The sequence below is a fragment of the Achromobacter sp. 1L-A-4-B-C2 genome, from assembly GCF_057291955.1.
In genome coordinates this window covers 279,755-305,846 of the sequence record NZ_JBXAWP010000005.1, presented here as the reverse complement: position 1 = coordinate 305,846, position 26,092 = coordinate 279,755, and the positions used below count along the sequence as shown (strand labels likewise).

The following is a 26,092-nucleotide window of genomic DNA, read 5'->3' as shown; positions in this document are numbered from 1 at the left end:
CCGTGACCGACCAAGCCCGCATTACCGTCAGCCCCGAAATCGCCCTGATCGACGTCGCCCGCGACATCCGCATCGAAGGCTTTCCGGCCTATGCCTTCATCACCGTCCGGGCCAGCATGCAGATGTGCGGCGCGCCGTGGCGCTCGCAAGCCGTGTTCGTGGCGGGCCACGACGGTAGCCTGGACCTGGGGCGCGACAGCCCCGTGTCCGGCAGCTACGCCGAGCCGTCCGCCATGGGCCTGGTGTGGTCCATGGTGTGCGAAGACATGAGCCGCGTGGTGTTTCCGCCCGATCGCACCGAGCCGCTGGTGGTCCAGATTGACGCGACGGACGGGACGCAGCACGCGTCGGCGCAACTGGTGCAGGATTTTCTGGAAGAGGGCGTCACGCATCGCGCGGTGCGCGAACAAGTCGGCGGCATGACCGTTTCGGGCGAACTGTATACGCCGGCGGGGCCGGGGCCGCATCCGCTGGTCATCTACATGAACGGCTCGTCGGGCGGCGTCAACGCGCCGCGCGCCGCGCTGTTTGCCGCGCGCGGTTTCCAGTGCCTGGGGCTGGCCATCTTCAACTACGACGGCCGTCCGAAGTACCTGAACGACATGCCGCTGGAGTATTTTGAACACGCGCTGCGCTGGGCGCATGCCGAGCTGGCGCCGCGCGACGGCTTCGTGGCACTGTCAGGCATCAGCCGGGGCGGCGAGACCTCGCTGCTGGTGGCCTCGCACTATCCCGATTTGGTCAGCGCGGTGGCCGCCTACGTGCCGTCGCCCGTCATGCACGGCGTGGTCAGCGCGGGCTCGCCCGGCACGGGCCGCGATGCGCAGGTGTGGACGAAAAACGGCGAGCCGCTACCGCATCTGTGGCAGAACAACGCCAGTGCCGATTGGGAAGCGGCCTACGCGTCCGAGCCGCCGTATCGGCAAACCCACGCCTTTCTAAGCGCCACGCGCGATGCGGCGGCGGTGGAGCGCGCACGCATTCCGGTCGAGAAATATCCCGGCCCGGTCATGCTGATCAGCGCGTCCGATGACGGCTTCTGGCCCAGCACCGCGTATTCCGAAATGGTGATGCGCCAGCGCCAGGCGCATGGGCTGCCCACGTTCCACCACGTGTGCATGGGGGCGGGGCATCACGTGCACTACCCGTACCTGCCGGCCACGCTGATCAGCAAGCCGCACGCAATGTCGGGCCTCCTGCTGGACGCGGGGGGTACGCCAGCCGCGAATGCGGCGGGCAACGAGGGGTCTTACCTGGCGGTGCTGGAATTCTTGAACCGGGCAGCGGGTACGCCGGCCGACGGCTTGTGAGCCATGGGAGCCGGGGCCACTATTCCTCGGTAGCCCATTCCACCTGCACGCCCAGGCTGCGCAGGTTTTCCACGAACTGCGGATGCGCGCGGCGAATCGGCGTTGCGTTGCGGATTTCGGAACGCCCCTTGATGCTGCTGGCGACCATGAACAGCGCGATCGCCACGCGGATGATGTAGGGGCTTTCCACCACGGCCGGCGTCAGCGGCATGCCGCCGAACGTCACCACGCGGTGCGGGTCCGAAGAAAACACGTGCGCGCCGAATTTGGACAGCTCGCCCGTCCAGCCCAGCGCGCCGTCATAGACCTTGTTCCAGAACATGGCGTTGCCTTCGGCGCACACGCCCAACGCGATGAAGATGGGCAGCAGGTCCACCGGAAAGTATGGCCACGGCGCGGCTTCCACCTTGGTCAGCACGTTGCTGGTGAAGGGCGTTTGCACCTTCAGCGGGCCGGTGCGCAGCGCGCGCGACCAGCCGTCCTTGTGCTCGATCGTGACGCCGAACTTGGCGAAGGTGCGGTCGATCAGCGGGAAGTTGCCCGGCGTGCGGTTGCGCACCACGACATCGCCGCCGGTGATCGCACCGAGCGCGAGGAACGTGGTGATTTCGTGGAAATCTTCTTCAAAGGTGAACTCGCCGCCGCCCAGTGTTGCGCCACCGCGCACGGTCAGGCGCGACGTGCCGATGCCGTCGATGTCCGCGCCCATCATCACCATGAAGCGGCAGAACTCCTGCACGTGCGGCTCGGACGCGGCGTTGGTCAGCGTGGATTCGCCTTGCGCGGCGGCCGCGCACAGCACGAAATTCTCGGTGGTGGTGACCGACGCGTAATCCAGCCAGTGATGCGTGGCCGTCAACGGCCCGCTGCTGCGCACCAGCAACGACCCGCTGGCGCGTTCCACCTGCCCGCCGAACGAACGGAAAATGTCCACGTGCGGATCGATTTCGCGCACGCCCAGCGTGCACCCCTTGACGTTGTCTTCCAGCCGCGCCACACCGAAGCGCGCCAGCAACGGCGGCACCAGCATGATCGACGAGCGCATCTCTTCGGGCAGGCGGTGCGCGGTGGCGTCGAACGCGGTGTGCCGATGATGCAGCGCCAGCGTGCGCGTGGCTTCATCCAGCTGTACCTCGCTGCCCAAGGTGCGGAAGATGTCCAGGATCTTGCGCACGTCGGTAATGTCCGGCACGCCATGCAGGGTCAGCGGCTGGTCGGTCAACAACGTGGCGCACAGAATTGGCAGCACCGCGTTCTTGTTGGCCGAGGGAATGACGCGGCCGCGCAGGGGCGTGCCGCCGTGGACGATAAGGTTGGACATGGGGAAAGGGCGGCCGAAGCGCGGACCAGAAGCAAGAAGTGGCGGGAATTGTACTGGTACGCCTCGAGGTGGGCCCGCCCGCCGGGTGAACAAACGTATCAAACTGCAATCGACACGGCGCGGCACAGGGCGGGGCATACGGCGGAGAATACGGCGGGGAATACGGCGGGGAATACGGCGGGGCACCCGGTGAGGTACGCGGCGATGCTAATGGCCCGCCACCAGCGCGCCGGACATGCGTAATCCGGGCCGGAACGCATGGGCTTGCGCGCCCCACGCAATCAGGAAGGCGACGCCGACCAAGGCCAGCAGCACCCAGGGGAACGCGGCAACGCCCCAGGCCCCAAGCAGCATGCCGCCCACCACGCCGGCCAAGGCGATTGCCCCGTTCCAGGCCACCACGTTCATGGACAGCGCCACATCGGCGCCGTTGCCCGCCGCGTCGGCCAGCGCGGTTTGCAACAGGGTGGCGGCGCCGCCGAAGCTTACGCCCCACACCGCCACGCCCAGGTAAACAATAGCGGGGGTAACGGGCGCCACGCCAAACACCAGCGCGGTCACGCCGAACGCGCCCAGGCTGGCCAACACGGTGGCGCGCAAATGGCGGTCCACCAGTTTGCCGGTCACCCAGATGCCCGCCAGGGCGGCCGTGCCGAACACCAGCAACACCAGGTCCACGCGCTTGCCCAGCCCGGCCCGCGCCACAAACGGCGCGATGTAGGTATAGAGGATGTTGTGCGCCAGCATCCATGCGATCACCACGGCCAACACCGGGCGCACGCCCGGCGTCAGGAACACGCGGCGCAGCGGCATGCGTTCGTGCGACGACTGGCCCGGGTAGTCGGGCACCTTGGCCAGCACCCAGGCAATCAGCACCAGGGTCAGCGCGGACATGATCCAGAACGCCATGCGCCAACCCACCGTGGCCCCCAACAAGGTGCCCAGCGGTACCCCGAGCGACAGCGCGATGGGCGTGCCCACCATCGCCAACGCCAGTGCGCGCCCCTGTTGCCACGGCGCCACCATGCGCCGCGCATAGCCTGCGATCAGGCTCCATGCCAGCCCGGCCGCCACGCCGGCGAAGAACCGTGCGACCAGCGTCAGCCAATAATTCGTCGACAGCGCGGTGGCGGAGTTGAAGACCAGGAAGCCGATGATGGTCATCAGCAGCACGGTGCGGCGGCGCCAGCCGCGCGTGGCGATCGTCAGCGGGATGGCGGCCAGTAATGATCCCAATGCGTAGGCGGTCACCATCTGCCCGGCCCATGCCTGGCTTACGCCCAGCCCGGCACTGACCTGGGGCAGCAGCCCGGCGGGCAGGGTTTCGGTGACGATGCAGATAAAGCCGGTCATGGCCAGCGCCAGCAGCCCCGCGATGGGCAGGCGGTCGGGCGCGGTTGGCGCGGGGGTCAGGGTAGGGGATGTCACACGAAATCCTTTTCTTGCCCGGGCAGGCAAGCTGTTGCGGTGCTCGGGAGATGCCCGGGCGGTGATTGTTCTGGTGGGCCGTCAGGGCGACGGTGTTTCCGAATTCGACGGTACATGTGTACCGATTGATATAAATGTAGAGGCGAGGCTTTCGCGTTGTCAACGACTTTTGTATCGATTAGTATTGATGTCGCGAATTTCGAGTCGCTGATTTCAACGGAGGCACCGGCATGGCGCAAATGGGCAGGCCACGCGCGTTCGACCGCGAACAGGCGGTGGATCAGGCGCTGCATTTATTTTGGGAACAAGGCTATGAATCAACGTCGCTGAGCCAGCTGAAAGCGGGCATCGGCGGCGGCATTTCCGCGCCCAGCTTCTATGCGGCGTTCGGCTCGAAAGAGGCGCTGTACCAAGAGGCCGTTCAGCGCTACCTGGACACGTACGCGCGCGTCACGGAGAGCCTGTGGGACGATGCCCTGCCTCCGGCACAGGCTATTGAGCTGGCGTTGCGCCGCTCGACCAAAATGCAGTGCGAACGCCACCATCCCAAAGGGTGCATGGTGGCACTGGGCGTCATGAGTGCGCCCACCCCCGAGCACACCGCCGTGACGCAGCCCTTGACGCAGTCGCGCCAGCGCACGTATGCGGGTTTTATCCGCTGCGTGGAACGCGGCATCGCCAGCGGCGAACTGGACCCCGCCACGGATGCCAAGGCGCTGGCCACGGTGTTCAACAGCTTTCTGTTGGGCGTGTCCATCGCGGCGCGCGACGGCGTGCGCCACGCGGTATTCGACGCCGCCATCACGCAGCTGATGCGCCAGTGGGACGTGGCGCGTGCGCAGGCGGGCTGAGCCGAGGGAAGCGGTCTGGGGCGAGCTGAATCGGTTCGAAGCGGCCTGAAGCGACCTGAAGCGACCTCAAGCCACCCGGACGTAAGACGATGCGCCCATCGCTGACCGTCGCACCCGTCGCCTAGCCGGCGTTGGCAGCGCTGCCGCTTTTGCCGTCACCCTCGCCGTCATCGCCCGCAAACGTCAGTTCGCGGGCGCGTTCGTCCATGCCGGCGCGGTCGCGGGCCAGGCGGCGGCGCAAGCGCCATCCGCCAAACCAGCCGCCGGCGTCGTTGATCTCGGCGCTAAGGCGTTGCAGGTATTCGTTATCGGGCGACAAGGCCAGCGCGCGGGCAATCCATACGTGGGCCAGATAGGCGTTGGCCTCGCAGCCACGGCCTTCCATGAAGGCGATGGCGTAGCTGCGGGCGGCGGTTTCGCGGTCGCCGTCGTGGTCCTGGTTCCACAGCCAGGGCAGCACGCTGTCCAGCGCGGCGCGCTGGTCTTCTTCCGACCCGCTGTGCATCAGCATCAGCCAGCTCAGGTTGCGCGCCGCCATGGCTTCCATGCGCGAGCCCCGGTCGGCCAGGCGCCAATTGTTTTCCAGCCAGCCTCGGTACGTCTGGTATTCATGCGCCGCAATGTCGCGGCCTTCGTCGATGGCGGCGTAGGCCAGGTTGTTGCGCGCAATCAGGTCGCCCGCTTCGGCGGCCTGCGTCAGGAAATTTCTTGCGGCGGCCTTGTCGATGCCCGGATAGTTGGCGTCGATCTTGCCGGCATACAGCTCGCTAAGCGACATCAGCGCGTCGGCGCGCTGGCGCCGGGCGCCTTCCTGCCACAGGAACAGCGCGGCCTCGGGCGACACGTCGCCCCACAGGTTGCGGCCCAGCTGCGCCAGGTTGAAAGAGCGGTCCTTGCCGTCCAGCGCAAAGCCGCGTTCAAGCAAGGCCTGGGTGTCCAGCTCGTCCACCTGCAAGCCGAACAGGCCAAACTTGCTGCCCACCGCCGCCAGCAAGACGGCTTCCACATCGTCGCCCCAGTGCGCGCCGCGCGTCAGAACCAGCGGGAACAGGCGCTGTGCGTCCGGCATGCCCTGAAACCACACGCAGGCCTGCAAGGTGAACAGCACGCCGGGGTAAGCGTCGTCCGCCAGGTCGATGTTGGCGGGCGCCACGGCGCATGCGCGCGTCAACAACGCGTAGGCGTGCTGCAACAGCCCGGCGTTCCAGTGCACGTCGCCGTCGTCGTCTTCACGGCGGGCGCGCGCTGTCTGGAAGTTGGCGTAGTGGCACAGCGCGCGGCATTGCAATTCGGCGGACACATCCAGCGTCAGCCATTGCTCGAAGGCGTCGCAAAACGCCGCGTTACGTTCGTCGTCGTCCACTTCCGGGTAGAAGGCGGGGTAGCCCAGATAATCCAGCTCTTTGTAAAACCGCAGCTCTTCGCGCTGTGCGTCGGTCAGCCCGGCGCAGATCGGGCCGTCGATGAAAGCCTGCATGTCGGCATGGCTGCCGTTCCATCGCGGGTACAGGAAGTACAGGTAGCTGATCAGCGCGCTCAGGTCGTTCGGGCGCAGCGCCAGCGACGTGCGCAGCCAATAGGTCTTGGGGTCGTCCTTGTCCTGGGGCGTGCGCGGGGGCAGGCCGTCGGGCCGCGAGGCCGGTAGTTCGGCCAGCCCCATGCCGCTGCGTTCGTCCAGCAGGCGCAGCGCCTGTTCCCAGACGTCGGGCGACCAGCTTGCCTGCAAGCCGTCGTGCGACGCGGCCACGCCATGTTCCAGCAAGTCGGCCAGCCAGTCGGGCTCGTCCAGGTACGCGCACACGCGCATGGTGCGCTGCACGGCTACCACGGGGCGTTCGTGCAAGGCCATGGCGTGCAGGAATGCCGCCACGGCGTGGTCGCGGGCCATCATCGCGCCGGCCCACTGGGCATCGTTTACGTAGTCGGCAGTGTTGCTGCTGCGTATGAGGCCGGCGATGCTTTCCCATTGGTTGCCGTAGGCCAGGTGGGCGTGATACGACGCCGGGCGCGCATCGCGCCAGGCGCGCACGCGGGCCAGGTTGTCGGCGGGCGCACGTTGCGGATCGCTGATGACGTCCAGCATCCACCGATACCCATGGCTTTCTCCGTCGCTGTCCAGCCAGCGCAAGGCGGCCGCTTCCAATAGGGCGTCCAGGTCGTCGTATTGGCCGGCGTCAAGCCATTCGCGCAGTTGCGCGCGGCGCGCGAGCAGGGTGTCGATCGTGTCGTTGGATGGGGTCATTCGCTACGGCAAGGTGGGTTCAGGGAACGGCGAACCCGGCGCGGCCGCGCGGAGGGCATGGCGCTTCGGGGCCGCTGTCTTTAACAACGGCAGCTTGGCCGGATAGTTAAATGGTGGGGGTGGCGGGCGCGGCGGGCTCGCGGCTTTTGCGGATCAGCACCGCGCCCAGGATGGTCAGCGCCAGGCCGCCGCCGACATAGGGCAGCCCGAATATCAGGGCCCAGAAAAACAGCGCGGTGTTGGCGTCGTTGGCTGCTTGCGCGCCCGCCGTGGCTGCCTGGTGCGCACTGAAATCCATGGTCAACATCGTAGCGGGGATGGTCAGCATCAACGCCACGCCCAGCACCACGAAACCCCAGCCAATCAGGCGGCGCAGGTCGGCAATGCGGGCCAGCAATACCGCGGCCACCACGGTGATCAGCAGCCAGACCCCGGTGCCGACGTACATCATTGTGTCGCCGTCCGCCGCGTCAGGATCAGGCAGGCCGGCCAGCAAAAGCGGAAGCAGCACGCCATAGCTGACCTTGCCGATAAGCAGCCCCAACACAATGCTGACGATCCATTTGACGCTGTTAGAGGGCATGCGGGATTCCTTCGGTTTCGGTGTGGGGCGGGTGTGCTTGTGCCCGCTACGCAGTGCAGGGTGCCGCGCTACTACGCGCGGCGACGCAGCTTTTCCTGATGCAGCTGCTTGACCTGTTCTGCGAATTCGGCCACCGGGCCATCGACGGCCACGCCGTCAATAACGTCCTGAATGGCCAAGGGTTTCACACGCGACGGCGCCACGCCCCATTCCTGCATCCATTGCCGATATTGCTGCGACGAGCTGGCATAGACGATGCGGCCCAGCCCCACCCAGCCATGCGCGGCGGAACACATCGGGCAATGTTCGCCCGACGTGTAGACGGTGCAGGAGGCGCGTTCGGCAGGCGGCACGTTGTTGGCCGCCCAGCGCGCGATCTCGAACTCGGGATGCTGCGTGTGGTCGCCGCCCGCAACGTGGTTGTGGTCTTCAAACAGCACCTCGCCTTGGGCGGACACCAGCACCGAGCCAAAGGGCTCGTCGCCAGATTCCAGCGCCTGTCGCGCCAGCGCCACGCAACGCGCCAGATGCTGCTTGTCGTGTTCATCGATCATGCGAAACCTCGTTGGTGTGCGGAGCCGGGGGCGGCAGATGCCGGAATGTCGGGGCACGCTGAAGCGTCAATAGCCCGTCGCGTCAATCGCGTCAATCGCGTCAATAGTAGATATCGACGTAATCGGTCAGGCGGCCGCAGCTTTCCATCTGCTGCAAGCGCCAGTACTTGCGCTTGCCGGCGGCGCGGAATTCATAGTCGCCCGTGCGTTCGCAGCGGCGGCCTTTCTCGGGCGCGTCCAGAATCAGGATGGTGCCGCGAAAGACAAAGCGGTCGCTGTCGATGGACACGATCTCGCCGTTGATCTTCAGGGTGCCTTCGAAGTTGGCCTGCGTGCCGTCGATGCGCACGACGTCATTGACGTCCTTGGCGCTGAGCTGGCCCCGATCGGCCGACCACAGCCACTGCACGGTGACGCCGCTATTGTTCATCAGGCGCTCGTAGGCGGCCTGGTTGCGTATGTCCGTCTTGGTGACCGGCGCCAGGGCCGTCGCGCTGTTTTGCTGCGTGGGCGCCGGTGCCCGCGCCGGGGTTTGGATCTGTGTCTGGGGCTGGGCCGCCGCACCGTTTTGCTGCGCCGGCGAATGGGCGCGCACGGGGTCGCTTTGCGCCGCGATCATCGGCGACGCCGCGGCCAGGGCCAGGCCGAACGCCAGCGGCACGATGCGGGATAGGCGTTGATTGCGCTTGGCGGGGTTCATATCGCGAGCAGGCGTCTTATGCATGTTCATCAAAAGTAGGGGCCTTTGGACGGCCGCCACGGACGTGGGCGGTTACGGGCGCCTAAATTAGCACGCTGATTGCATCTGGTAATTGCTGACCTTGCGCGTTATGTATCTATCCGTTAACAAGCTGCGCGAAAGGTGTAGCGACCCGGTGCCGCGCGGGGTTTTGGCGCGGGTTCGGCGCGTGGACGGCGGCGATGCCGATGTGGGCAAAGCGGCGTAGAGTGGCAACGTTGCTTTCCCGGCGCTACCCCTTTCTAAAGGACTTTCATGCTGACCGTGCACCATCTGGGTAAATCGCAGTCCGAACGTATTGTGTGGCTATGCGAAGAACTTGCCATCCCGTACAACCTGAAGGTCTACGACCGGGACGCCAACACGCGTCTGGCGCCGCCGGAATACAAGGCCCTGCACCCGCTGGGCACCGCCCCGATCATCACCGACGGCGACACCGTGCTGGCCGAATCCACGGCTATCGTCGAATACATCCTCGCCCGGTATGGCGATGGCCAACTGACCGTGCCACCCAGCGACCCCGCCTATGCCGACTACCTGTATTGGTTCCACTTCGCCAACGGCTCGCTGCAACCGGCGCTGATGCGCAACATGGTGCTGGCCCGCGCCGAGGTGCCCGCCGACAAACCCGTGGCGCAGTTTGCCGACGCGCGCCGCCAGCAGGCGCTGGCGCTGGTCGACAAGCAATTGGGCAACACGCATTACCTGGCGGGTAATGTGCTGACGGCGGCCGACATTGTCGCGGTGTTTTCACTGACGACGATGCGGCTGTTCTATCCCTACGACTTGTCGCCGTATCCGAACATCCTGGCGTACCTTCAGCGCATCGGCGCGCGCGACGCGTATCGCCACGCCATGAAGAAAGGCGATCCCGACATGGAGCCGATGTTGGCCTGAAAAGGGAAAGGCGATGGCGACGGGCGCGTAAGCCAGGCGCCGCGCCATCGCAGGGCAGTAGATGAGTGAACCCTGGCCGCCGATGCCGTTCAACACAGCGGCAGGCGGCCAGTCATGCAATTACAGCGTCAGCGGCGATATCTTGCTGCCGTCGATAGACACGCCCGCCATCAGACCGCCATTGTTCAGCACAAAGCCGACGATGGGCTGCTGGGCGGTGTACGAATCAAGCGCTCCGTTGGCGGCCAGCTTCGCGACGGCAACGGTGGCGTCCGCCCCGATCGTCCAGCCGCTACTGGCGCGGAACTTGGCCAAGGCGTCATCCGTCATGAAAAGCAGCACCATGGCCTTGGACTGCGCGCCCGCCTGAAAGCCGATCGACCCCCCCGTGATGCTGTAGTAGTTGGTGTCCTGGCCATTCACGCGCAGCACGCCCGAGCCATGTTCCGCGCCCACGATGAAGCTGGCGCTGAGCACGGCGGGAAACACCAGCACGCCGCGGGCGCGCTGTACCAGCTGCTTGGATTGCGGGGACGCTGCGTACAGCTGGGTCAGCGTGGCGTTGGCGGCGGTATTGAGTTCCTGCCGTTTTTCGGCGGAGGTCGGGGTCGCCTTGGGGCCATTCGTCGTGCACCCCGCGAACAGCACGCTTGCCACGCCCAACGTTACCGCCGCCAGCGTGGTCCTACGCCATGTTGAAGAGATCTTGTTCATTTGCGCTTCCTTTTTAGGTTGCATACGGGTTTGCGGACGCGTTTGCCAACGCGCTGCAAGGTTCCTGACGAACTTCTGACCACTCACATCGGGATGTCTCCCTGGCAGCAGATTACTCTCGTTAGGCGCGGTTTAACATCGCGATATGTTCCTGCTTATTCTTCTTTGGGTCGTGCTGGCGGTGGTGGTGGGCGTCATGGCCGCCGGCCGTGGCCGTCGCGGCATCGGCTGGACGGTGCTGGCCGTCCTGATCAGCCCGCCGCTGGCGGGTGCTTTTCTGCTGACGCTTCCGGACCGCTCACCCCGTGCGCGTGTACCGGTTGCGCCAACGCATGTCGATTGCCCGCGCTGCGCGGGGCGCATTCTTCGCGACGCAAGGGTGTGCCGGCATTGCGGGGGAAGGGTGGGGGGTTAGGGCTGGCGGCGGCACGTCCGTTTTCAGGTCCGAGATTCCGCGTCCATGTCGGCCGGCCGTGATGCAACGTCCATGCCACGGAACACGCGCCAAAAAATAGACCAGGCCGATCAATGGCTTACACGCTAAATGGCTACCCGGGTGCTGCATGGGTTGCACCGTCGCCCAGAAAAACCCCCGTTTTCCACAACAAAGCGAGCCAGATATGACTCGATTCCAAAGAACCCGCGTCTTATCAACGGCTTACGGCGGGCCAGATTTGGCCCGGTTGCAGGTTTCGCCGCAAGCGCTCCGCATACACGACCAGCGGAATTGCGCAGGCCGCGCAGGCCGCCATGACCATGAAGCCGCCCGGCGCATAACTGCGATACAGCGCGCCGCCCAATTGGATGCTGGCAAACATGAACACTCCGCCGGACAACAGCGCGTACAGGGCGATTGCCGACGTCTTGTGCGCGGCGGGCACGTGTCGCGTGATGTACCACATGATGGCTGCGTTGTTGCCGGCCAGCGTGAAGCACTGCAACAGCTGCAAGGCGCCGATCAGCGTCGGGTCCGTGGTGACGGACAAGCCCGCCCAGCGGATGGCCGACATGAACGCCGACGCCAGGATCAGCCACTGGGCGCCGCTGCGCGCCAGGATCTTGGGCGCCAGGAAGAAGAACAGCACTTCGCTGCCCACGCCAACGACCCAAAGCAATGAGATCAATGCGGTCGACAGGCCGCTGGCCGTCCAGTAGAGCGTGGAATAGGAATACAGGAAACCATTGCTGGCCTGCACCAGCGAGGCAGCGCCGATACACATCAGCAAGGGCCGATCACGCACGACCTCCAGCATGGGCAGGCGCGCGCGGGGTGCGGCCATGGCCTGCGTCGGCGTCCCGGACCCGGGCTGCGCCGCTTGGGGCAGCAGCCGAACACACGCCAGGCACGCCACGATCAGCAGGATCGACAGCCACATCACCCAGTTGGCATCGAAAGTCTTGATCAGATAGCCGCCTGCCACCGTCACCGTCGCAAAACCCAGCGATCCGCACGCCCGCATGATGGTGTACGAATTGCCCTGCGCGCGGCCGCTGGCAATGGCCATGCGGTCCATTAACGGCAGCACCGCGGGAAACACCGCGTTCAGTACCAACGTGACGCCCAGCAACCAGCCCGGCGCGTGCATGAACGGATAGCAGATGAACAACACCAGCGAGGCCGCCAGCGCGGACGCAATCAAGGCGTGCGCGCGGCCGGTCTGGTCGGCCACGTGCGCGACAACCGGTGTGGACAGGATCTTCGGCAGGAACGACGTGGCGACGATCAGGCCGATCATCGCCGGGTCCAGGCCACGGCTGGCCAGCCAAAGGGGAAGAAAGGGGATGCTGACGCCCTGCAAGCCGTAATACAGGAAATAGAATCCGTGCAACGCGATGGCGCCTTGTCTGGCGTCGGGATTGCCGCGCATAGCGATGGGTGAATCTGGCGGGGAGAAGCGGCGTAGGATACTCCTTTCGGAATGTGTCTGATCGCGGCGCTACAGGCGGATACGCGACGCGTTTTTTTGAAGGGAAGCATCATGCGGCAGGTGGGTTTGATCCTTGAAGACGGATTCCAGCTGATGGGCCTGGCGGCGCTGTCGGCGTTTGAACTGGCCAATGCCGAGTTGGGCGATGACGGATACCGGTTGACGGTGTTGTCCGAGCAGGGCGGCACCATTCGGTCGTCGATGAATGCGGGCATTGAAACGACGCCGTTCGGGGTCATACCGGACACGCTGATGGTGGCGGGGCAACTGGTGCCTCAGGAAATTTCGCCCGGCGTGCGGGCGTATGTGGCGCGGGCGGGCATAGACGCCCGGCGGGTTGCCGGGGTCTGCACGGGCGCGTTTGTGCTGGCGCAAGCCGGCTTGCTGGATGGCCGCGCCGCCACCACCCATTGGGCTCACGCGCGCACGCTACAGGCGCGCTTTCCAAAGGTGCGGGTGGATGAAGATCGCATCTTCGTTCGTGATGGCAACGTCTGGACATCGGCGGGCATGTCGTCGGCCATCGACCTGACGCTGGCGTTGATCGAGGAAGACCACGGGTCGACTCTGTCCCGCCTGCTGGCTCGCAAGCTGGTCGTGTACCACCGCCGCCACGGCGGTCAGTCGCAATTTTCGGCGCTGTTGGCGCTGGAGCCTCGCTCTGATCGGGTCAAGCGCGCGCTGGCCTATGCCCGCGAAAACCTGCGCAACGCCCTGTCTGTCGAGGAACTGGCCGAAGCGGCCAGCTTGTCGCCGCGTCAGTTCAGCCGCGTATTTCGGGAAGAGACGGGGCGGTCGCCGGCCAAAGCGGTGGAGATGCTGCGGCTGGAGGCCGCGCGCGTCATGCTGGAAGACGGGCGGTACCCGCTGGAAGTCGTCGCGCGCGACACCGGGTTTGCTGACCGCGACCGGATGCGGCGCGCGTTCCTGCGCAACCTGGGCCAGCCGCCGGCCAGCGTCAAGCGCGGCCTGGCGCTGATGCAGGATGCCGCCTGACCGCCCGAGCGCATCAGCGCGTGGGGGTGGGCCACGGTCGCCATGTCCGTAAATGCCGGATCTACGACATTTGAGACTACGCCCGAACCGCGCATAGTTCGTCCATGGAAGGCGCCATCCAGGTGCCACTCAAGGACAAATCATGCAAATGACGGGCAATACGATCTTCATCACCGGCGGCACCTCGGGCATTGGCCGCGCGCTGGCGGAACAGTTTCATTCGCTGGGCAACAAGGTCATCGTCGCCGGGCGGCGCCAGGCGCTGCTTGACGAAGTGGCCGCCGCCAACCCCGGGATCGATGGCGTGGCGCTGGACATTTCAGACGCCGCCGATATCGAACGCGTGGCCGCGCAACTGATCCGCGACTATCCCACGCTGAACGTCGTGATCAACAACGCGGGCATCATGCCGTTTGACGATCCCTCGGGCCGGATCGACGACGCCGTCTCGCGCCAGATCCTGGACACGAACCTGCTTGGGCCAATCCGACTGACCTCGGCACTGGTCGAGCATCTGAAGGCCCAGCCGCGCGCCACCATCATCCACAACACCTCGGTGCTGGCCTACGTGCCCATCGCCACCAACGCGGTCTACTCGGCGTCCAAGGCGGCGTTGCATTCGTACGCGCTGTCGCAACGCTTCATGCTGCGCGACACCAGCGTCACCGTGCAGGAAATTGCGCCGCCGTGGGTCGATACCGACCTGATCAAAAAGAGCGGCGACCCGCGCGCCATGCCGCTGGACGCCTTCATCGCCGAAACGATGACCGGGCTGGCAACGGATGCGCCGGAAGTGTTCGTCGAGGCAATCCGCGCCTTGCGCGACAACCCCGGCCTGGGCGAACACGCGTTGGTGCACGGCTTCAACGCCGAAATCGCCGCCAATCCCATTCCCGTCTAAGGCAAGGCATGTCTGCTGCCGGGGCCGCGTTTGCGCGACTCCGGCGGCAGCGCCTATCAGGAGCACCGCGTTATGTCCGCGTCACTTGCGCAAGACTCGCGCGCCGTCTTGCTGCCCGCCGGCTTCCTGGCCCTGGGCACATTCGCCATCGGCACCGAAGGCTTCATGATCGCGCCGCTGCTGCCGGTCATGGCGCAGGACTTTGCGCTGCCCGTGCCCACCGTCGCCTTGCTGGTCATCATCTTCACATTGGTGCTGGCCTTGTCATCGCCCGTGGCCACGGTGGCAACCGGGCGTATGGCGCGCAAGCAGGTGCTGCTGGCCGCCATGAGCTTGTTCGCCATTGGCAACGTTGTGGCCGCGCTGTCGTCGTCGTTCGCCGTGCTGATGCTGGCGCGCGTGCTGATGGCGATTGCGGCGGGGCTGTATGTGCCGGCCGCCAACGGGCTGGCCGGCGTCATCGTGCCGGTGGCGATGCGCGGGCGCGCCCTTGCCATCGTCAGTGCAGGGCAGACGCTGGCCATTGCGCTGGGTCTGCCTCTGGGTGGGCTGATCGGGCATGCCTTCGGCTGGCGCGCCACCTTCCTGCTGGTGGGCGCGATGAGCGTCGTGGCAATCGCGGGCATCCTGACCGGCATCGAGCGCGACGCGGGGCAGGGCATCGCGGTGGCAAGCCTGCGTCAGCGCGTGTCCGTGGTGCGCCAACCCGCCGTGCTGCGTTTGCTGGCGGTGAGCTTGTTCTGGTCCATCGGCGCGTTTACCGCCTATCCGTACCTTGCCGAATACTTGAACGCCGTGTTGGGCTTCGGGCCGTTGGAGATCACCGCGTCGGTGTCGTTGTGGGGGCTGTCGGCGGCAGCCGGTGTCATGACGGGTGGGGTCCTGAACGACCGCTTCGGACCAGGCCGCGTGGTGCGCGTATCGCTGATGTTGCTGGGGTTGGCGTTTGTGGTGCTGGCGATGGTGGCGTTGCCGATGGCGACGGCGTTGTCCAGGGGCGTCTCGCTGGGCCTGGTGCTGCTTGCCGTCGCTTTGTGGGGCTTCACCGTGTGGTCGTTCTTTCCGGCGCAGATGGCAAGGCTGATCGGGGCGGGCATGCCGTCGCAAGCGCCTGTCGCGTTGGCGCTTAACACTTCGACCATGTACTTCGGGTTTTCGGTGGGCAGCGCTTTGGGCGCGGCGGTGTTGGGCGCCGGCTCCATCTGGGCGATTGGGGCGGTGGCGGCCCTGGCCGAAACGATCGCCTTGGGCGTGAACGCAGCGCTAGGCCGCAAGGCTTGATGGCATCCGATCCGGTGCGTGGCTGCCGGCAAGAGGCCGTTGCCGTGAACAAGCTCCGCCTGGCGGGCGATGCGCTAGGCGTGTTCCAGCGGCCAGACTTCGACCACGCCGTGCGCCACCGCGCATGGCGTTTGCGAGACGATGGCGATGGCCTGGGCGAGGTCCGTGGCTTCGATGATGGCAAAGCCGGCCACGGGCAAGGGCGACTGCAAGTAGGGGCCGTCCGTGGTTTCCACCCCGGCCGCGCCGGTGTTGCGCACCTGCACGGGCGTGCCCGCAATGCCCATCAGCACACCTTCTTTCTGCAATTGCGCGTCGTGCGCGTGCGCGGCGTCTCGAAGGGCGACCGGGGTGCGGTCGTAACCTGCCTGGTCGCCATATCCTATCGTCACGAATTTAGGCATGAGAAGTCCTTTGCAGAGGGGGGATGAGACGCCGAACCGCTAATCGCCGAAGCGCGGGTACGCCGATACGCCGAATCGCCGGACCGCCGGATCGCCGGACCGCCAGAACGCCAGATCGCCAGAACGCCAGATCGCCAGAACGCCAGATCGCCGGACCGCCTGATCGCCGGACCGCCGGTACGACCCTTCAGCCCTGTTTGCCGAAACCGCCGCTGGCCCATTCCGATGCGCGCTGCACGGTCAGCTTGTACGTCGGCGGCACGTTGACCTGGGCCAGTTGTTCGCCGGATTCATCGTACGCGCTTAGCACGGCGTAAGGCTCGTCTTCGTCGGGCACGATGTCCAGCTTGACGGTCAAGCGGCCCGCCTCGGCGTCGATCTTCACGCTTTTGTGCAGCGTGGCATGCAGCTGCTGTTCGTGGCGGCGCAGCACTTCGTTGGCGGTCTTGACCAGGGTGATGAAGGCGGGCGAATCAAGCGGCTTGGGGTTTTTCTTGTCGCGGCCCATGGTCCATGGCCCGACCAAGGCCGGCTCGGATTGCCCGTCCATCGTCATTTCGACAGCCCAGCCGTCGTCTTCTTCGTTCTTGATGATCCGGGCGGTCCAGCCGTCATCGCGCCAAAGCCTGGGCTCCTGTTCCTTGCGGTCTTCGGGGCTGTCAGGATCGGGTAGGCGGGTGTCGTTCACTGCGGTGTTTCTCCAGGATTTCGGGGCTCGACGTCCAAAATTTTGTCGGCCCCCCGGCACTGTAGCCTAACGAACCCGCGCGGTCCTGCCGGGTGGGATGTTTGAAGCACCCCGGGCATGGAAGGCGCGCGGTGCCCAATCGCTTGCTGACATGAGTCCATCAGCACGAAATTGTTGACTCGCAACCGACCAACTAGTAGATTGGCTGCCATGCGCGGCCCTGCCGAATATTCCAGTAGGGGCCAACTCGTAAACCGACCTGGAAATCCATGAGTTTGGAACTCTCGCCCAGAGCCCTTGAAATCGTCGAGCAGACGCGATTGCTGCTTGCCGCCGGCGGCTATCACGGGTTCAGCTATGCCGATGTGTCGGAAAAGGTGCACATCGGCAAACCCAGCATCCACCATCATTTCCCCACCAAGGAAGACCTGGTCCTGAGTGTGGTGACCGTGCACCGTGAACAAGCGCGCCAGGGGCTGGCCAAGCTTGACCAGCACGTTGAAGATCCGCAAGCCCGCTTGACCGCCTACACGGAATACTGGGCCAAGTGCATCCGCGAGGGCACCATGCCCATGTGCATATGCGCCATGCTGGCTGCCGAGGCGCCCTTGATTCCCAGCGCCGTCGCCGCTGAGGTCCGCGCATATTTTGCCGAGCTGGTAGCGTGGATCGGTTCCGTGCTGGCCAGCGGGGCGGCCAAGGGCCAGTTCCAATTGCGCGACAAGGTCGAGGCCGAAGCGCAGGCGTTCATGTCGATGGTGCACGGCGCGATGTTGACCGCGCGCGCGTTTGGCGACCCCAAGGTATTCGAATCGATTTCACGCGCCGCCATCAAGCAGTTGAGCGCGGCGGGCTGACAGTGGAATGCGCGCACCTCGGGGTGCGCGCCGTTGACCGTTAACACCCCCGCATTTGCAGTGCCGCTTTATCCCGCTTTTTTTTGCCCTGATGGCCGACCAACTAGTCGGTTTGTTTCCTGTCTGGAGTCCTTGCCATGCCACATCCTATTTCCACCTTGGGCGCCGCCCACACCCTCATCAGCCTTGTCCCTGCCGTTGTCGGCCTGTACAGCTTTGCGCGGTATCGAGGCATCGACCCCGCAACGCGCACGGGCAAGCTTTATCTGGGCGGGCTGATATTGGCGGTGCTGACGTCGTTCGGGCTGTCCAGCTCTGGTGGCTTCAATGCCGGGCATGCGTTGGGAATCCTGGCGTTGCTGGCGGTGTCGGGGGCGTTGCTGGCGCCGCGCCTGTCTTGGTTGTCGCGGTCGCGTCCCTATCTGTCGCAACTGGGGTTTTCGTTCAGCTTTTTCTTGATGTGGGTGCCCGGCATTGCCGAAACGCTGACGCGCCTGCCCGTTTCCCATCCGCTTGCCGACGGCCCGCAATCGCCCCTGGTGCGCGGTGCGCTAGGGGTGTGGTTGGCGATTTTCGTGGTGGGGTCGACGGCGCAGTTGCTGTGGATGGCAGCCCAACGCCGCATGCCCGCCAAAGCCGCCGGGCGACTGTAGCGGTGCAACCGAAGCCGACATTTCCGGGGCACGACCCGTCGCCCACGCATCACCAAGGAGGCCGCCATGACTGCCCGCGCTATTGATCCGACCGGCCAGGTCCGTATCGCCGATATTCAGCGTCCATACGTTCAAGACCGCTACATTCATGACCCTTACCGCAGCGAACGCGTGCGGGCGCCAACGCGTGCCGCGCCTTCGACGCAACTGCGTCCGTCGCCCTACGCGCGGATTCAAGCCGCGCGGGAACTGGTTGCCAAGTCGGCTGCGGTGGTGCCCGCCGCGCCCGACGCCCATCGACCCGCAGGCGTTGATACCGCCGAGGCCCCCATTTCCGTCGACGCGATGCGGGACCAATACACCGCCCATTGCCTTAAAAACGCCATCCAGGCCTACCACGATCAGCAAGCCCGGCTGGATGCGCGTTCCGTCGCGGCCAATCGCCAGCTGCGCGACGAGCAAACCGCCTTGCAAGCGCGGGCCGACGCGGCGCATGACCTGGGCACGATTCAAGGCCTGCTGCCGTACCAGGCCTATCGATTTTCCGCTGGCGTGGCGGCCGTGCTGCCGCCGCCTTTTACGGCGGCAGCGGGCATGCCGCCGTTGAGGGTCGGGCCGGTCGGTACCGCCGCAAAACCGCGCCACAGTACCGACGACGCGTCCGGGGGCGCGGCTCCCTATCCAAGTTCGTGAGGGGTGCTCATTTCAGGTTTGCGCTACCAGCGCACGGTTTGGACGAAGTCGACGAAAGCGCGCAGCGGCGCCGGCAGATAGCGGCGCCCCGGGAAGTAGAGCGACGGGCCGTTGAAGCCGGGCCACCAGCGTTCCAGCACGGGCGCGAGCTCGCCACGATCGATGTAGGGTTGCAGCCATTCCTCAAAAAGGTAAACCACGCCGGTGCCCGCAACGGCCGCATCCACGGCAAGGTCGGCTGCTGCGCCCAGGCCCACGATCAAGGGGCCCGTCACGTCCACCGTGGCGGTTTTTCCCTGTTGCTCGAAGTCCCACGAGGGCATGGCGCCACTGGAAAAGCGGCCGCGCAGGCAGATGTGCTTGCGCAGATCTTCAGGGCGACGCGGGCGCCCATGCTTGGCCAGATACGCGGGCGACGCCGCGACGGCCATGCGCTGGCGCTTGGGGCCGATCGGAATCGCCACCATGCCCTGGTCCATGCTTTCTTCGTAGCGAATGCCCGCATCGCAATCCGATTGCAGCAGGTCCACAAAGCGGTCCTCGACAACGACCTCAAGGCAGATCTCCGGGTAGGCGGCCAGAAACGGGGGGACGATGCGCGGCAGCACCAGCTTGGATGCCGCCAGCGGCACATTCAGCCGCAGCCTCCCCGCCGGCCGATCACGAAAGTGGTTGGCCACGTCCAGCGCCGATTCCACCGCGTTGAGCGCGGGCGTCAGCTGTTCCAGCAAGCGCTGTCCGGCAACCGTTAGCGCCACGCTGCGCGTCGTTCGGTTAAGCAGCCGCAAACCCAGCCGCGTTTCCAACCGGCGCACGGCCTCGCTCAATTGCGATGCGCTGGCCCCGGTCATGCGCGCAGCGCCACGAAAGCCGCCATGCGTGGCAACGGCAACAAAGGCGCTGATGTCTTGAAGGTCGACCACGGCGTTTCTCGATTGTTCGGATTTCCGCACAAGCTGTGCGATTGTGCCCGATTGTCGCACGGCCAATCCAGGCCTAGACTGCCAGGCATTCACCCCCGTTCAAGGAATACCCCATGACCCAAGCCCAACAAGCCGGCACCTACCGCCTGGCCCAATTCAACGTCAACCGCCTCGGCTACGGCGCCATGCAACTGGCCGGCCCACACGTGTACGGTCCGCCCAAGGACAAACAGCAGGCTATCGCCGTGCTGAAGGAGACCGTGGAACTGGGCATCAACCACCTGGACACCAGCGATTTCTACGGGCCGCACATCACCAATCAACTGATCCGCGAAGCACTGCATCCGTATCGCGACGACCTGGTCATCGTGACGAAAGTGGGGGCGCGACGCGGCGCCGATGCGTCCTGGATACCCGCCTTCTCTGCCGCTGAACTGGAATCGGCCGTGCACGACAACCTGCGTAATCTGGGGCGCGACGTGATGGACGTCGTCAACCTGCGCTTGATGTTCGACGTGGCCGGCCCGGCGGAAGGCGACATCGAAGCATCCATGACCACGATGGCCGAACTGCAACGCAAGGGCCTGGTGCGTCACATCGGCCTTAGCAACGCCACCGCGCGGCAAGTGGAGCAGGCGCGCGGCATTGCCGACATCGTTTGCGTGCAGAACCAATACAACCTGGCCCATCGCGGCGACGGCCCGCTGATCGATGCACTGGCCCGCGACGGCATTGCCTACGTGCCGTTCTTCCCGCTGGGTGGTTTCTCGCCGCTACAGTCGGCGGTGTTGTCGGACGTGGCGAACAAGGTGCAGGCCACGCCGATGCAGGTGGCGCTGGCCTGGTTGCTACAGCGTTCGCCCAACATCCTGTTGATTCCGGGTACGTCGTCGGTGAAGCACCTGCGCGAAAACGTCGATGCCGCCGCGTTGCGCCTGAGCGACGATGACATCCAGGCGCTGGATGCCATCGCGCCGGAACCGCGCTGATAGGCGGATGCGGGGCAATATGCCAGGCCCAGGCACCCAGCCCGCGCGCTATTGACGGGTCCAGCGGCCCAAGCCGGCATCGTCATAGAACTTGATGGCGAAGCCGGCGGCACGGCCCTGGTTCATCTCGAACACCAGCGACGCCCGCGAAGCGACCAGTTCGGCTTCGCCCACGGGCGAAAAAGCGTAAGTGTCGCCATCCCAGTGCGTGAGCGGAAAGCGCATTGCGCGCGGGCCTAGAACCAGCGTCAGGCCATCGTCGGCCTGTTCGATCCGCGCCGCGCCGTAGTACGGATTGTCAAAGCCGCCGGCGTAGGCGGCCACGGCTTGTGCGGGTGTCGGCTTGGCCGGTTTAACCTTGCCGGAAAGGTCCGCCTGCGGTTCAAAAAAGCCCTTCATCGCCCCGTGATAGGCCGCGTACCAGTCCCGGGTCGGCTTGCCGTAAAGCGCCGTATCGGTAAACGCCGCCGCCACGGATTCGGCCGCGCCGATGGGCGCGCCATTGGTCAGCACCACAATGCCGATGCCCGCCGACGGCACGATCTTGAAGGTGGTGCCCGTGCCCATCAGGAAGGCGCCCGAATGCCCCATCGACGGCCGGCCGCCCAGTTCGGTGTTGACGTTAAAGCCATAGCCATAGAAGCCTGAACGCGAATTCAGATCGTGGGCACGCGCGGAAAACGCCTGGGCGGTCAGGGCGGGCAGCAGCGCGCCGGGGGCGATAAGCCTCTTGCCCTGATATTGGCCGTCGGCCAGCAGCAGCTTCAGCCACTCGGCCATGTCGATGACGGTGGACGACGCGCCGCCGGCGGGCGCCTGCTGGTCCGCATTGCGCTGGCCCAGCGACACGAACTTGCCTTGTTGGTAGCCATGCAGAACGGCGTGATTGGTGTGCGCCATGAAGTCGTCGAAGCGATAACTGGTGGCCTGCATGCCCAAGGGCTTGAACAGCCGTTCGTCAGCCAGCTTGTCCCATGGGCGGCCCGCTGCCCTGGCCACGGCGTTGGCGCCGATAGTCGTGCTGAAGTTGGCGTAGTGATAGGACGTGCGAAAGGCATCCAGCGGCAATTGCCGCAAGCGCGTGATGACGTCGGCCTGCTTGTACCCCAGGTCTTCCAGGTCGTCACCCGCAGTGCCAGGCAGCCCCGACCGATGCGCAAAGAAGTCGCCGATGGTGGCGTGCCGGGACACATAGGCGTCTTGCAGGCGGAAGTCCGGCAGGTATCGGGCCACGGGGTCATCCCACGCCACGGTGCCTTGGGACACCTCGATCGCGGCCACCGTTGCCGACAGTGACTTGGAGATGGATGCGATCTGGAACACCGTGCTTGCGTCCACGGGCGCATTCCTGCCGACCTCGCGCGTGCCCCAGCCGCGTACCAGCACCGTCTTGCCGTCCACCACCACGGCCACGGCCATGCCCGGCACCCCGCTGCGCGTCATGATGTCTTGCACGATGCCCGGAAGCGCCTGGACGGCGTGTTGCGCGCTGCCTGAGGGAATGGCCACGACGTCCGCCGGCGGGCTGGCCGCGCTGTCGATCGCCACGGTCTGCGCCCACGCCCCGGAACCGCCAAGCGCCAAGGCGCATGCCCAGGCCGGAAATAGTGTTTTGCTTGTCATGGTGCCCTCAGAATCCCGCCTGGTAAGCGATGCGAAAAACGCCTTGGTTGATACGAATGGCCTGGTCGCGCTGGTGCGTCAACCCCGCCTGCACAATGAAGCCCAAGGGCGTCACGTAGGTCAGGGCGCCCGATAGCGCCCAATCGACGTCGTCCTTGAGTCCGTAGCGCGCTAGCTTTTGTTCGCTGCCCGATAGCCTGCGCACGGCGGCTGTGGCGGTCAGTTGCCAGCGGTCGCGCGACAGCGACACCGACGTCACGCTGTTGCCGTTTGCCACCGGCGCGCCTCGAAAGGCGGTGGCGTAGGTGGCCTCGTTGAACCAGCCCAGGCTCCACGCGTTGCCCAGCGGCGCGTCATAGCGCAGGCGGGCCGACACGGTGTTGGCGCTTTTTCCGTGGGACGGGTCCACGTACAGCCTGCCCGCATCCACGCCGCCCGACAGGCGCTCCAAACTCGGCAGGTCGCGGAAGTCATAGGACACGATGAAGGACTTCATCTGGTCGCTGAAGGCGGGTGGTGCGTCCGTGCGGATGAAGCTATCGTCCAGGCTCAGGCGGCGGTTCAGCGCCGTGTCGTCACGCTTGAATAGCACCGCCGCCACGGAATGTGCGCCTTGGCCGGGCGTGTCCAACGTGTAGCGTCCGCCCAAGCCGATCGATCCGCGAAACTCAGAGTTTTCGTTAAAGCCGGTGTACACGCCGTCGATGACATGCCAGGCATCCCCGAAGCCCAGGTCCATCTTGCCGCCATACAGCGCATAGTGATCGGCCGTATAGGCCGCGAACAGGTTGTTCATATCGACGCCCAGGTCGGAAAACGCGTTGTCCTTTGTTTCGTTGTTGGCCGAGTTGAACGTGGCCTTGGTTCGGATGGAAAATTCCCGCGTCAGTTGCAAGACCAGGGCAGCCTCGGCGGTGGGCTGCACGCTGCTCCAATGGGATCGCGGGATCCGGCCGTTGTCGTCCTTGATGCCGGAAAAGCCGGTGTAGCCGGTCATCAGTAGAAAGCGGCCGTTCAGCTGCGGGTACTGACTGTCGTCATCGCCCAGTTCGCTATAAGGCGTCAAGAAGATCTCGGTCTTGAAGATGTCTCTGGCTTCTTGCGCCGACGCCGTGTGCGCGATCAGCATGGCAAGCATCCCGAATAACCCAAACAACCCAGACAACCCAGACAACCCAGACAACCCAGACAACCCAGACAACCCAGACACCGCGGCGTGGATTGGCGACACGGCGCGCGGCACCGACTTCAACCCGATCACCGCGCCAACTCGGCCGCCAATGTGCGTACTTGCGAATGGATGTTCTCGAACATGGCGAAGTTGACGCGGCTGGCCACCACAAAAATGCCCAGATCCCGGTTCGGCGACAGCACCGCATAGCTCATGAAGCCCCCCAGCCCGCCGCTTTTGCCCAGCAGCAACGGCGCGCCATTGCGCGGCAACGTGGCCACCCAGCCCAAACCCATGCCGTCGGCGTCGGTCACTTCGGTGCCCACCACTGACTTCAGCCCGTCATACGGCAGCCACATCAGGTGGTCCAGCGCGAACGCTTCTTTGGCCTGCCTGGCGCCGTCCAGGTGCCAGCGCATCCATCGCGCCATATCGCTGGCCGACGAATAAATGCCGGCGCTGGCATACATCACGTCGGGCACCGTTGCGTTCGCGTCCGGCTTGCCGAACGGGTCCAACCCCGTCATTAACCGCTTCTTTTGCGCATCGTTAAGCACGTTGGTGGTATCCACCAGGCCCGCCGGTCGAGTTACTTCGTTGGTCAGCACCGTTGAATAGTCCGTCCCCGCCGCCTTGGCCAACGCGTCGCCCAGCAAGCCGAAGCCCAGGTTGGAATACAGCGTGGTGGTGCCGGGTACATAGGCCGGCTTGTTGGCGCTCATCCATTTCCAGTAATAGGCGCGGTCAAAGGCGGCGTAGGGGTTGTCTGACGGCTTGGCGTCCGGGTTGGGCAGTTCGCGCGGCAGCCCGCCAGAATGCGTGGCCAGATCCAACAGGGTGATCGGACGGCCGTGGGATTGAAGCTGGGTGCCGTCCGGTGCGTACTTGGCCAGCGGGTCCGTCAGTTTGAGTTTGCCCTTGGCGGCCAAGGACGCCAGCACATCGGTGGCGAAAACCTTCGAGACGGACGCGATCCGGAAGACGGAATGTTCGTCGGGTTCGACCCCGTTCCCCGGCGCCGTCTCGCCATAGCCCTGGATCACGACCTCGTCGCCGCGTACCACCGCGATGATGACGGCGGGGGCGCCCGAATTCAGATAGAGCTGCATGCCGGCCATCGACACGGCGTCCTGTAGCGCGGGGTCGGCGGCGTTGGCTGGGGCGGTGCCCAGCGCGCACGCGACGGAAAACGCCAGGGAGGTGAAGCGCGAAGCAAAGCGGGACGCCAGCATGCCGATCCTGAAGAAAAAGCGCCGGGGGAACGGGGGTTCCTCCGCATGCCGAGATAATCCCAAGAACTTGGCGAACGGTCTTCTGCGTCAGGACGAAACAACATGCCGGCATGACGAATGACATCCGCCGGTGCACGGCAGGGGTGGGCTTTCAGATCCCCATGCGCTCGCGCAGCAGCTTGCGGTACGACCGCGATACCGGCCAGTGGCTGTTCACCGACCGCATTCGGATCAGCCACTTGTCGACGCTTCTGCGGTCCACGTCCATGACATGCAGCGCGTTGGCAATGGCGGTGCGGTGTACACGAAAGAAGGTCTTGTCCGGCAGCAGGGTGCACCACATGCCCAGCGCGCGGGAATCCAGCACCATCGAGCCGTCGTCCAGCCAGATCTCGCTGTAATTGCCGGCCGAGCGCACGCCCACGATGGCTTCGGGCTGTACGCCCCGGACCACGCCGCGCATGGTCAGATAGATGACGGCGGTCGTGCCGTCGTAGACGGCGCGCCGGTCATCGAGGCGGTTGGCGTACTTGGCTTGCCCGATCAGGTTGGCGCATTGATATACGGCCCGAACTTCTTGCGGGGACCACGTCCTGTACTGCGCGGTGGTGTCGAAACCGATGATGCCGTAGAGCTTTCCGTCATGAAAGACCGGCACGCTGAGCACGCTTTTATTACCCTGACGCTGGAATTCCATCTGGATCGGCCGCGCGGTACGCGGCAGGTCGTTGATGTCATGAATGGCCACGGCCAAGCCTTTCACCATGAACCGGTGCAACCAGGCGATCAGGGTCGTCGGCACATCCTGCAATTGCTCAACGAAGGGTTGAGTCTGGCCCCGGCACCATTCGTGCGTGTTGCGCAGGCGTAGCAGGTCGGGGCGGTATTCGATCATCCAGGCGCGGTCTGCGTCCGAGGTCTCGCCCATGAAGGCCAGCAGATCCGCGATGGCGTCATTGACGGGGCGCTTAAGCAGGCCCATCGCGCATTGGTACAACCAGTCCGAGGGCGGATTGCCGTCGAGATACGTAGCATTGTGCGTTGCGTACTGACCAGCATCTTTCACACGCAGTTCCCCCGGCGGCCGGATCACCTGTCCTCGCGCTGGCTGCGC

At 65.3% G+C, this 26,092-nt stretch carries 26 protein-coding genes; 11 read left to right on the top strand and 15 right to left on the bottom strand.

Annotated elements, in window-relative coordinates; all coding sequences use genetic code 11:
- Positions 1 to 2: 2 nt before the first annotated feature.
- Positions 3 to 1,310 carry an acyl-CoA thioester hydrolase/BAAT C-terminal domain-containing protein gene (locus AC0Z35_RS23460; protein WP_485132883.1) on the top strand — a complete coding sequence of 436 codons (1,308 nt, stop codon included), beginning with the start codon at positions 3 to 5 and terminating at the stop codon, positions 1,308 to 1,310.
- 19 nt (positions 1,311 to 1,329) lie between these two features.
- Here the strand turns inward: AC0Z35_RS23460 and AC0Z35_RS23455 are convergent, their stop codons facing one another.
- On the bottom strand, positions 1,330 to 2,631 hold the full coding sequence (locus AC0Z35_RS23455) for a UDP-N-acetylglucosamine 1-carboxyvinyltransferase (RefSeq protein ID WP_046806929.1): 1,302 nt from the start codon (positions 2,629 to 2,631) through the stop codon (positions 1,330 to 1,332).
- A 207-nt stretch (positions 2,632 to 2,838) separates the two neighbouring features.
- Positions 2,839 to 3,984, bottom strand: a complete 1,146-nt coding sequence (locus tag AC0Z35_RS23450; RefSeq protein ID WP_485133027.1) for an MFS transporter — start codon at positions 3,982 to 3,984, stop codon at positions 2,839 to 2,841.
- Positions 3,985 to 4,289: 305 nt separating this feature from the next.
- Between AC0Z35_RS23450 and AC0Z35_RS23445 the strand changes: the two genes are divergently transcribed.
- Positions 4,290 to 4,910, top strand: a complete 621-nt coding sequence (locus AC0Z35_RS23445) for a TetR/AcrR family transcriptional regulator (protein WP_104145095.1) — start codon at positions 4,290 to 4,292, stop codon at positions 4,908 to 4,910.
- Positions 4,911 to 5,031: 121 nt separating this feature from the next.
- Here AC0Z35_RS23445 and AC0Z35_RS23440 read toward each other — a convergent pair whose 3' ends face one another.
- From AC0Z35_RS23440 to AC0Z35_RS23425, 4 genes are all read right to left on the bottom strand, one after another.
- The gene (locus tag AC0Z35_RS23440) at positions 5,032 to 7,152 is read right to left on the bottom strand and encodes a DUF4034 domain-containing protein (RefSeq protein WP_485132884.1); all 2,121 of its coding nucleotides are present in this window, start codon (positions 7,150 to 7,152) and stop codon (positions 5,032 to 5,034) included.
- Positions 7,153 to 7,258: 106 nt separating this feature from the next.
- Positions 7,259 to 7,735, bottom strand: a complete 477-nt coding sequence (locus AC0Z35_RS23435; protein WP_104145097.1) for a hypothetical protein — start codon at positions 7,733 to 7,735, stop codon at positions 7,259 to 7,261.
- A 71-nt stretch (positions 7,736 to 7,806) separates the two neighbouring features.
- On the bottom strand, positions 7,807 to 8,289 hold the full coding sequence (locus AC0Z35_RS23430) for a nucleoside deaminase (RefSeq protein WP_314355728.1): 483 nt from the start codon (positions 8,287 to 8,289) through the stop codon (positions 7,807 to 7,809).
- A 100-nt stretch (positions 8,290 to 8,389) separates the two neighbouring features.
- On the bottom strand, positions 8,390 to 9,019 hold the full coding sequence (locus AC0Z35_RS23425; RefSeq protein ID WP_485132885.1) for a hypothetical protein: 630 nt from the start codon (positions 9,017 to 9,019) through the stop codon (positions 8,390 to 8,392).
- A 264-nt stretch (positions 9,020 to 9,283) separates the two neighbouring features.
- Here AC0Z35_RS23425 and AC0Z35_RS23420 point away from each other — a divergent pair, with 264 nt between their 5' ends.
- Positions 9,284 to 9,925, top strand: a complete 642-nt coding sequence (locus AC0Z35_RS23420; RefSeq protein ID WP_485132886.1) for a glutathione S-transferase family protein — start codon at positions 9,284 to 9,286, stop codon at positions 9,923 to 9,925.
- A gap of 120 nt (positions 9,926 to 10,045) precedes the next feature.
- On the opposite strand, the gene AC0Z35_RS23415 is transcribed toward AC0Z35_RS23420, so the two are convergent.
- Positions 10,046 to 10,639, bottom strand: coding sequence for a BPSL1445 family SYLF domain-containing lipoprotein (locus AC0Z35_RS23415; RefSeq protein ID WP_104145100.1), 594 nt, complete (start codon positions 10,637 to 10,639; stop codon positions 10,046 to 10,048).
- 145 nt (positions 10,640 to 10,784) lie between these two features.
- Between AC0Z35_RS23415 and AC0Z35_RS23410 the strand changes: the two genes are divergently transcribed.
- Positions 10,785 to 11,054, top strand: a complete 270-nt coding sequence (locus AC0Z35_RS23410; protein ID WP_104145101.1) for a hypothetical protein — start codon at positions 10,785 to 10,787, stop codon at positions 11,052 to 11,054.
- Between the two features lie 235 nt (positions 11,055 to 11,289).
- Here the strand turns inward: AC0Z35_RS23410 and AC0Z35_RS23405 are convergent, their stop codons facing one another.
- Positions 11,290 to 12,507: an MFS transporter gene (locus AC0Z35_RS23405; protein ID WP_485132887.1), complete on the bottom strand. Its 1,218-nt coding sequence runs from the start codon at positions 12,505 to 12,507 to the stop codon at positions 11,290 to 11,292.
- 111 nt (positions 12,508 to 12,618) lie between these two features.
- Here AC0Z35_RS23405 and AC0Z35_RS23400 point away from each other — a divergent pair, with 111 nt between their 5' ends.
- The 3 genes from AC0Z35_RS23400 (at position 12,619) to AC0Z35_RS23390 (ending at position 15,745) form a co-directional block, all read left to right on the top strand.
- Positions 12,619 to 13,563: a GlxA family transcriptional regulator gene (locus AC0Z35_RS23400; protein ID WP_046807794.1), complete on the top strand. Its 945-nt coding sequence runs from the start codon at positions 12,619 to 12,621 to the stop codon at positions 13,561 to 13,563.
- A gap of 142 nt (positions 13,564 to 13,705) precedes the next feature.
- On the top strand, positions 13,706 to 14,464 hold the full coding sequence (locus tag AC0Z35_RS23395) for an SDR family oxidoreductase (protein ID WP_104145319.1): 759 nt from the start codon (positions 13,706 to 13,708) through the stop codon (positions 14,462 to 14,464).
- A gap of 72 nt (positions 14,465 to 14,536) precedes the next feature.
- Positions 14,537 to 15,745, top strand: a complete 1,209-nt coding sequence (locus AC0Z35_RS23390) for an MFS transporter (RefSeq protein WP_485132888.1) — start codon at positions 14,537 to 14,539, stop codon at positions 15,743 to 15,745.
- A 74-nt stretch (positions 15,746 to 15,819) separates the two neighbouring features.
- Here the strand turns inward: AC0Z35_RS23390 and AC0Z35_RS23385 are convergent, their stop codons facing one another.
- Complete coding sequence (locus AC0Z35_RS23385) at positions 15,820 to 16,149, bottom strand: YciI family protein (protein ID WP_104145317.1); 330 nt, start codon at positions 16,147 to 16,149, stop codon at positions 15,820 to 15,822.
- Between the two features lie 187 nt (positions 16,150 to 16,336).
- Positions 16,337 to 16,837, bottom strand: coding sequence for a hypothetical protein (locus AC0Z35_RS23380; RefSeq protein ID WP_104145316.1), 501 nt, complete (start codon positions 16,835 to 16,837; stop codon positions 16,337 to 16,339).
- 269 nt (positions 16,838 to 17,106) lie between these two features.
- On the opposite strand from AC0Z35_RS23380, the gene AC0Z35_RS23375 reads away from it, so the two are divergent.
- From AC0Z35_RS23375 to AC0Z35_RS23365, 3 genes are all read left to right on the top strand, one after another.
- A complete protein-coding gene (locus AC0Z35_RS23375; RefSeq protein WP_485132889.1) occupies positions 17,107 to 17,694 on the top strand; it encodes a TetR/AcrR family transcriptional regulator in 588 nt (195 codons plus the stop codon).
- 137 nt (positions 17,695 to 17,831) lie between these two features.
- A complete protein-coding gene (locus AC0Z35_RS23370) occupies positions 17,832 to 18,347 on the top strand; it encodes a hypothetical protein (RefSeq protein WP_485132890.1) in 516 nt (171 codons plus the stop codon).
- 66 nt (positions 18,348 to 18,413) lie between these two features.
- Positions 18,414 to 19,040, top strand: a complete 627-nt coding sequence (locus tag AC0Z35_RS23365; RefSeq protein ID WP_485132891.1) for a hypothetical protein — start codon at positions 18,414 to 18,416, stop codon at positions 19,038 to 19,040.
- A gap of 23 nt (positions 19,041 to 19,063) precedes the next feature.
- Here the strand turns inward: AC0Z35_RS23365 and AC0Z35_RS23360 are convergent, their stop codons facing one another.
- The gene (locus AC0Z35_RS23360; protein ID WP_485132892.1) at positions 19,064 to 19,963 is read right to left on the bottom strand and encodes a LysR family transcriptional regulator; all 900 of its coding nucleotides are present in this window, start codon (positions 19,961 to 19,963) and stop codon (positions 19,064 to 19,066) included.
- Between the two features lie 113 nt (positions 19,964 to 20,076).
- Here AC0Z35_RS23360 and AC0Z35_RS23355 point away from each other — a divergent pair, with 113 nt between their 5' ends.
- A complete protein-coding gene (locus tag AC0Z35_RS23355; protein ID WP_120156068.1) occupies positions 20,077 to 20,952 on the top strand; it encodes an aldo/keto reductase family oxidoreductase in 876 nt (291 codons plus the stop codon).
- Between the two features lie 48 nt (positions 20,953 to 21,000).
- Here the strand turns inward: AC0Z35_RS23355 and AC0Z35_RS23350 are convergent, their stop codons facing one another.
- From AC0Z35_RS23350 to AC0Z35_RS23335, 4 genes are all read right to left on the bottom strand, one after another.
- Positions 21,001 to 22,575: a serine hydrolase gene (locus tag AC0Z35_RS23350; RefSeq protein ID WP_485132893.1), complete on the bottom strand. Its 1,575-nt coding sequence runs from the start codon at positions 22,573 to 22,575 to the stop codon at positions 21,001 to 21,003.
- Positions 22,576 to 22,582: 7 nt separating this feature from the next.
- Positions 22,583 to 23,704 (bottom strand): hypothetical protein, encoded by a 1,122-nt coding sequence (locus tag AC0Z35_RS23345; RefSeq protein WP_485132894.1) that lies wholly within the window; start codon positions 23,702 to 23,704, stop codon positions 22,583 to 22,585.
- Positions 23,705 to 23,832: 128 nt separating this feature from the next.
- Positions 23,833 to 24,978 (bottom strand): D-alanyl-D-alanine-carboxypeptidase/endopeptidase AmpH, encoded by a 1,146-nt coding sequence (gene ampH, locus AC0Z35_RS23340; RefSeq protein WP_104145308.1) that lies wholly within the window; start codon positions 24,976 to 24,978, stop codon positions 23,833 to 23,835.
- Between the two features lie 151 nt (positions 24,979 to 25,129).
- Complete coding sequence (locus tag AC0Z35_RS23335; RefSeq protein WP_223264979.1) at positions 25,130 to 26,044, bottom strand: GAF domain-containing DNA-binding protein; 915 nt, start codon at positions 26,042 to 26,044, stop codon at positions 25,130 to 25,132.
- Positions 26,045 to 26,092 lie beyond the last annotated feature (48 nt).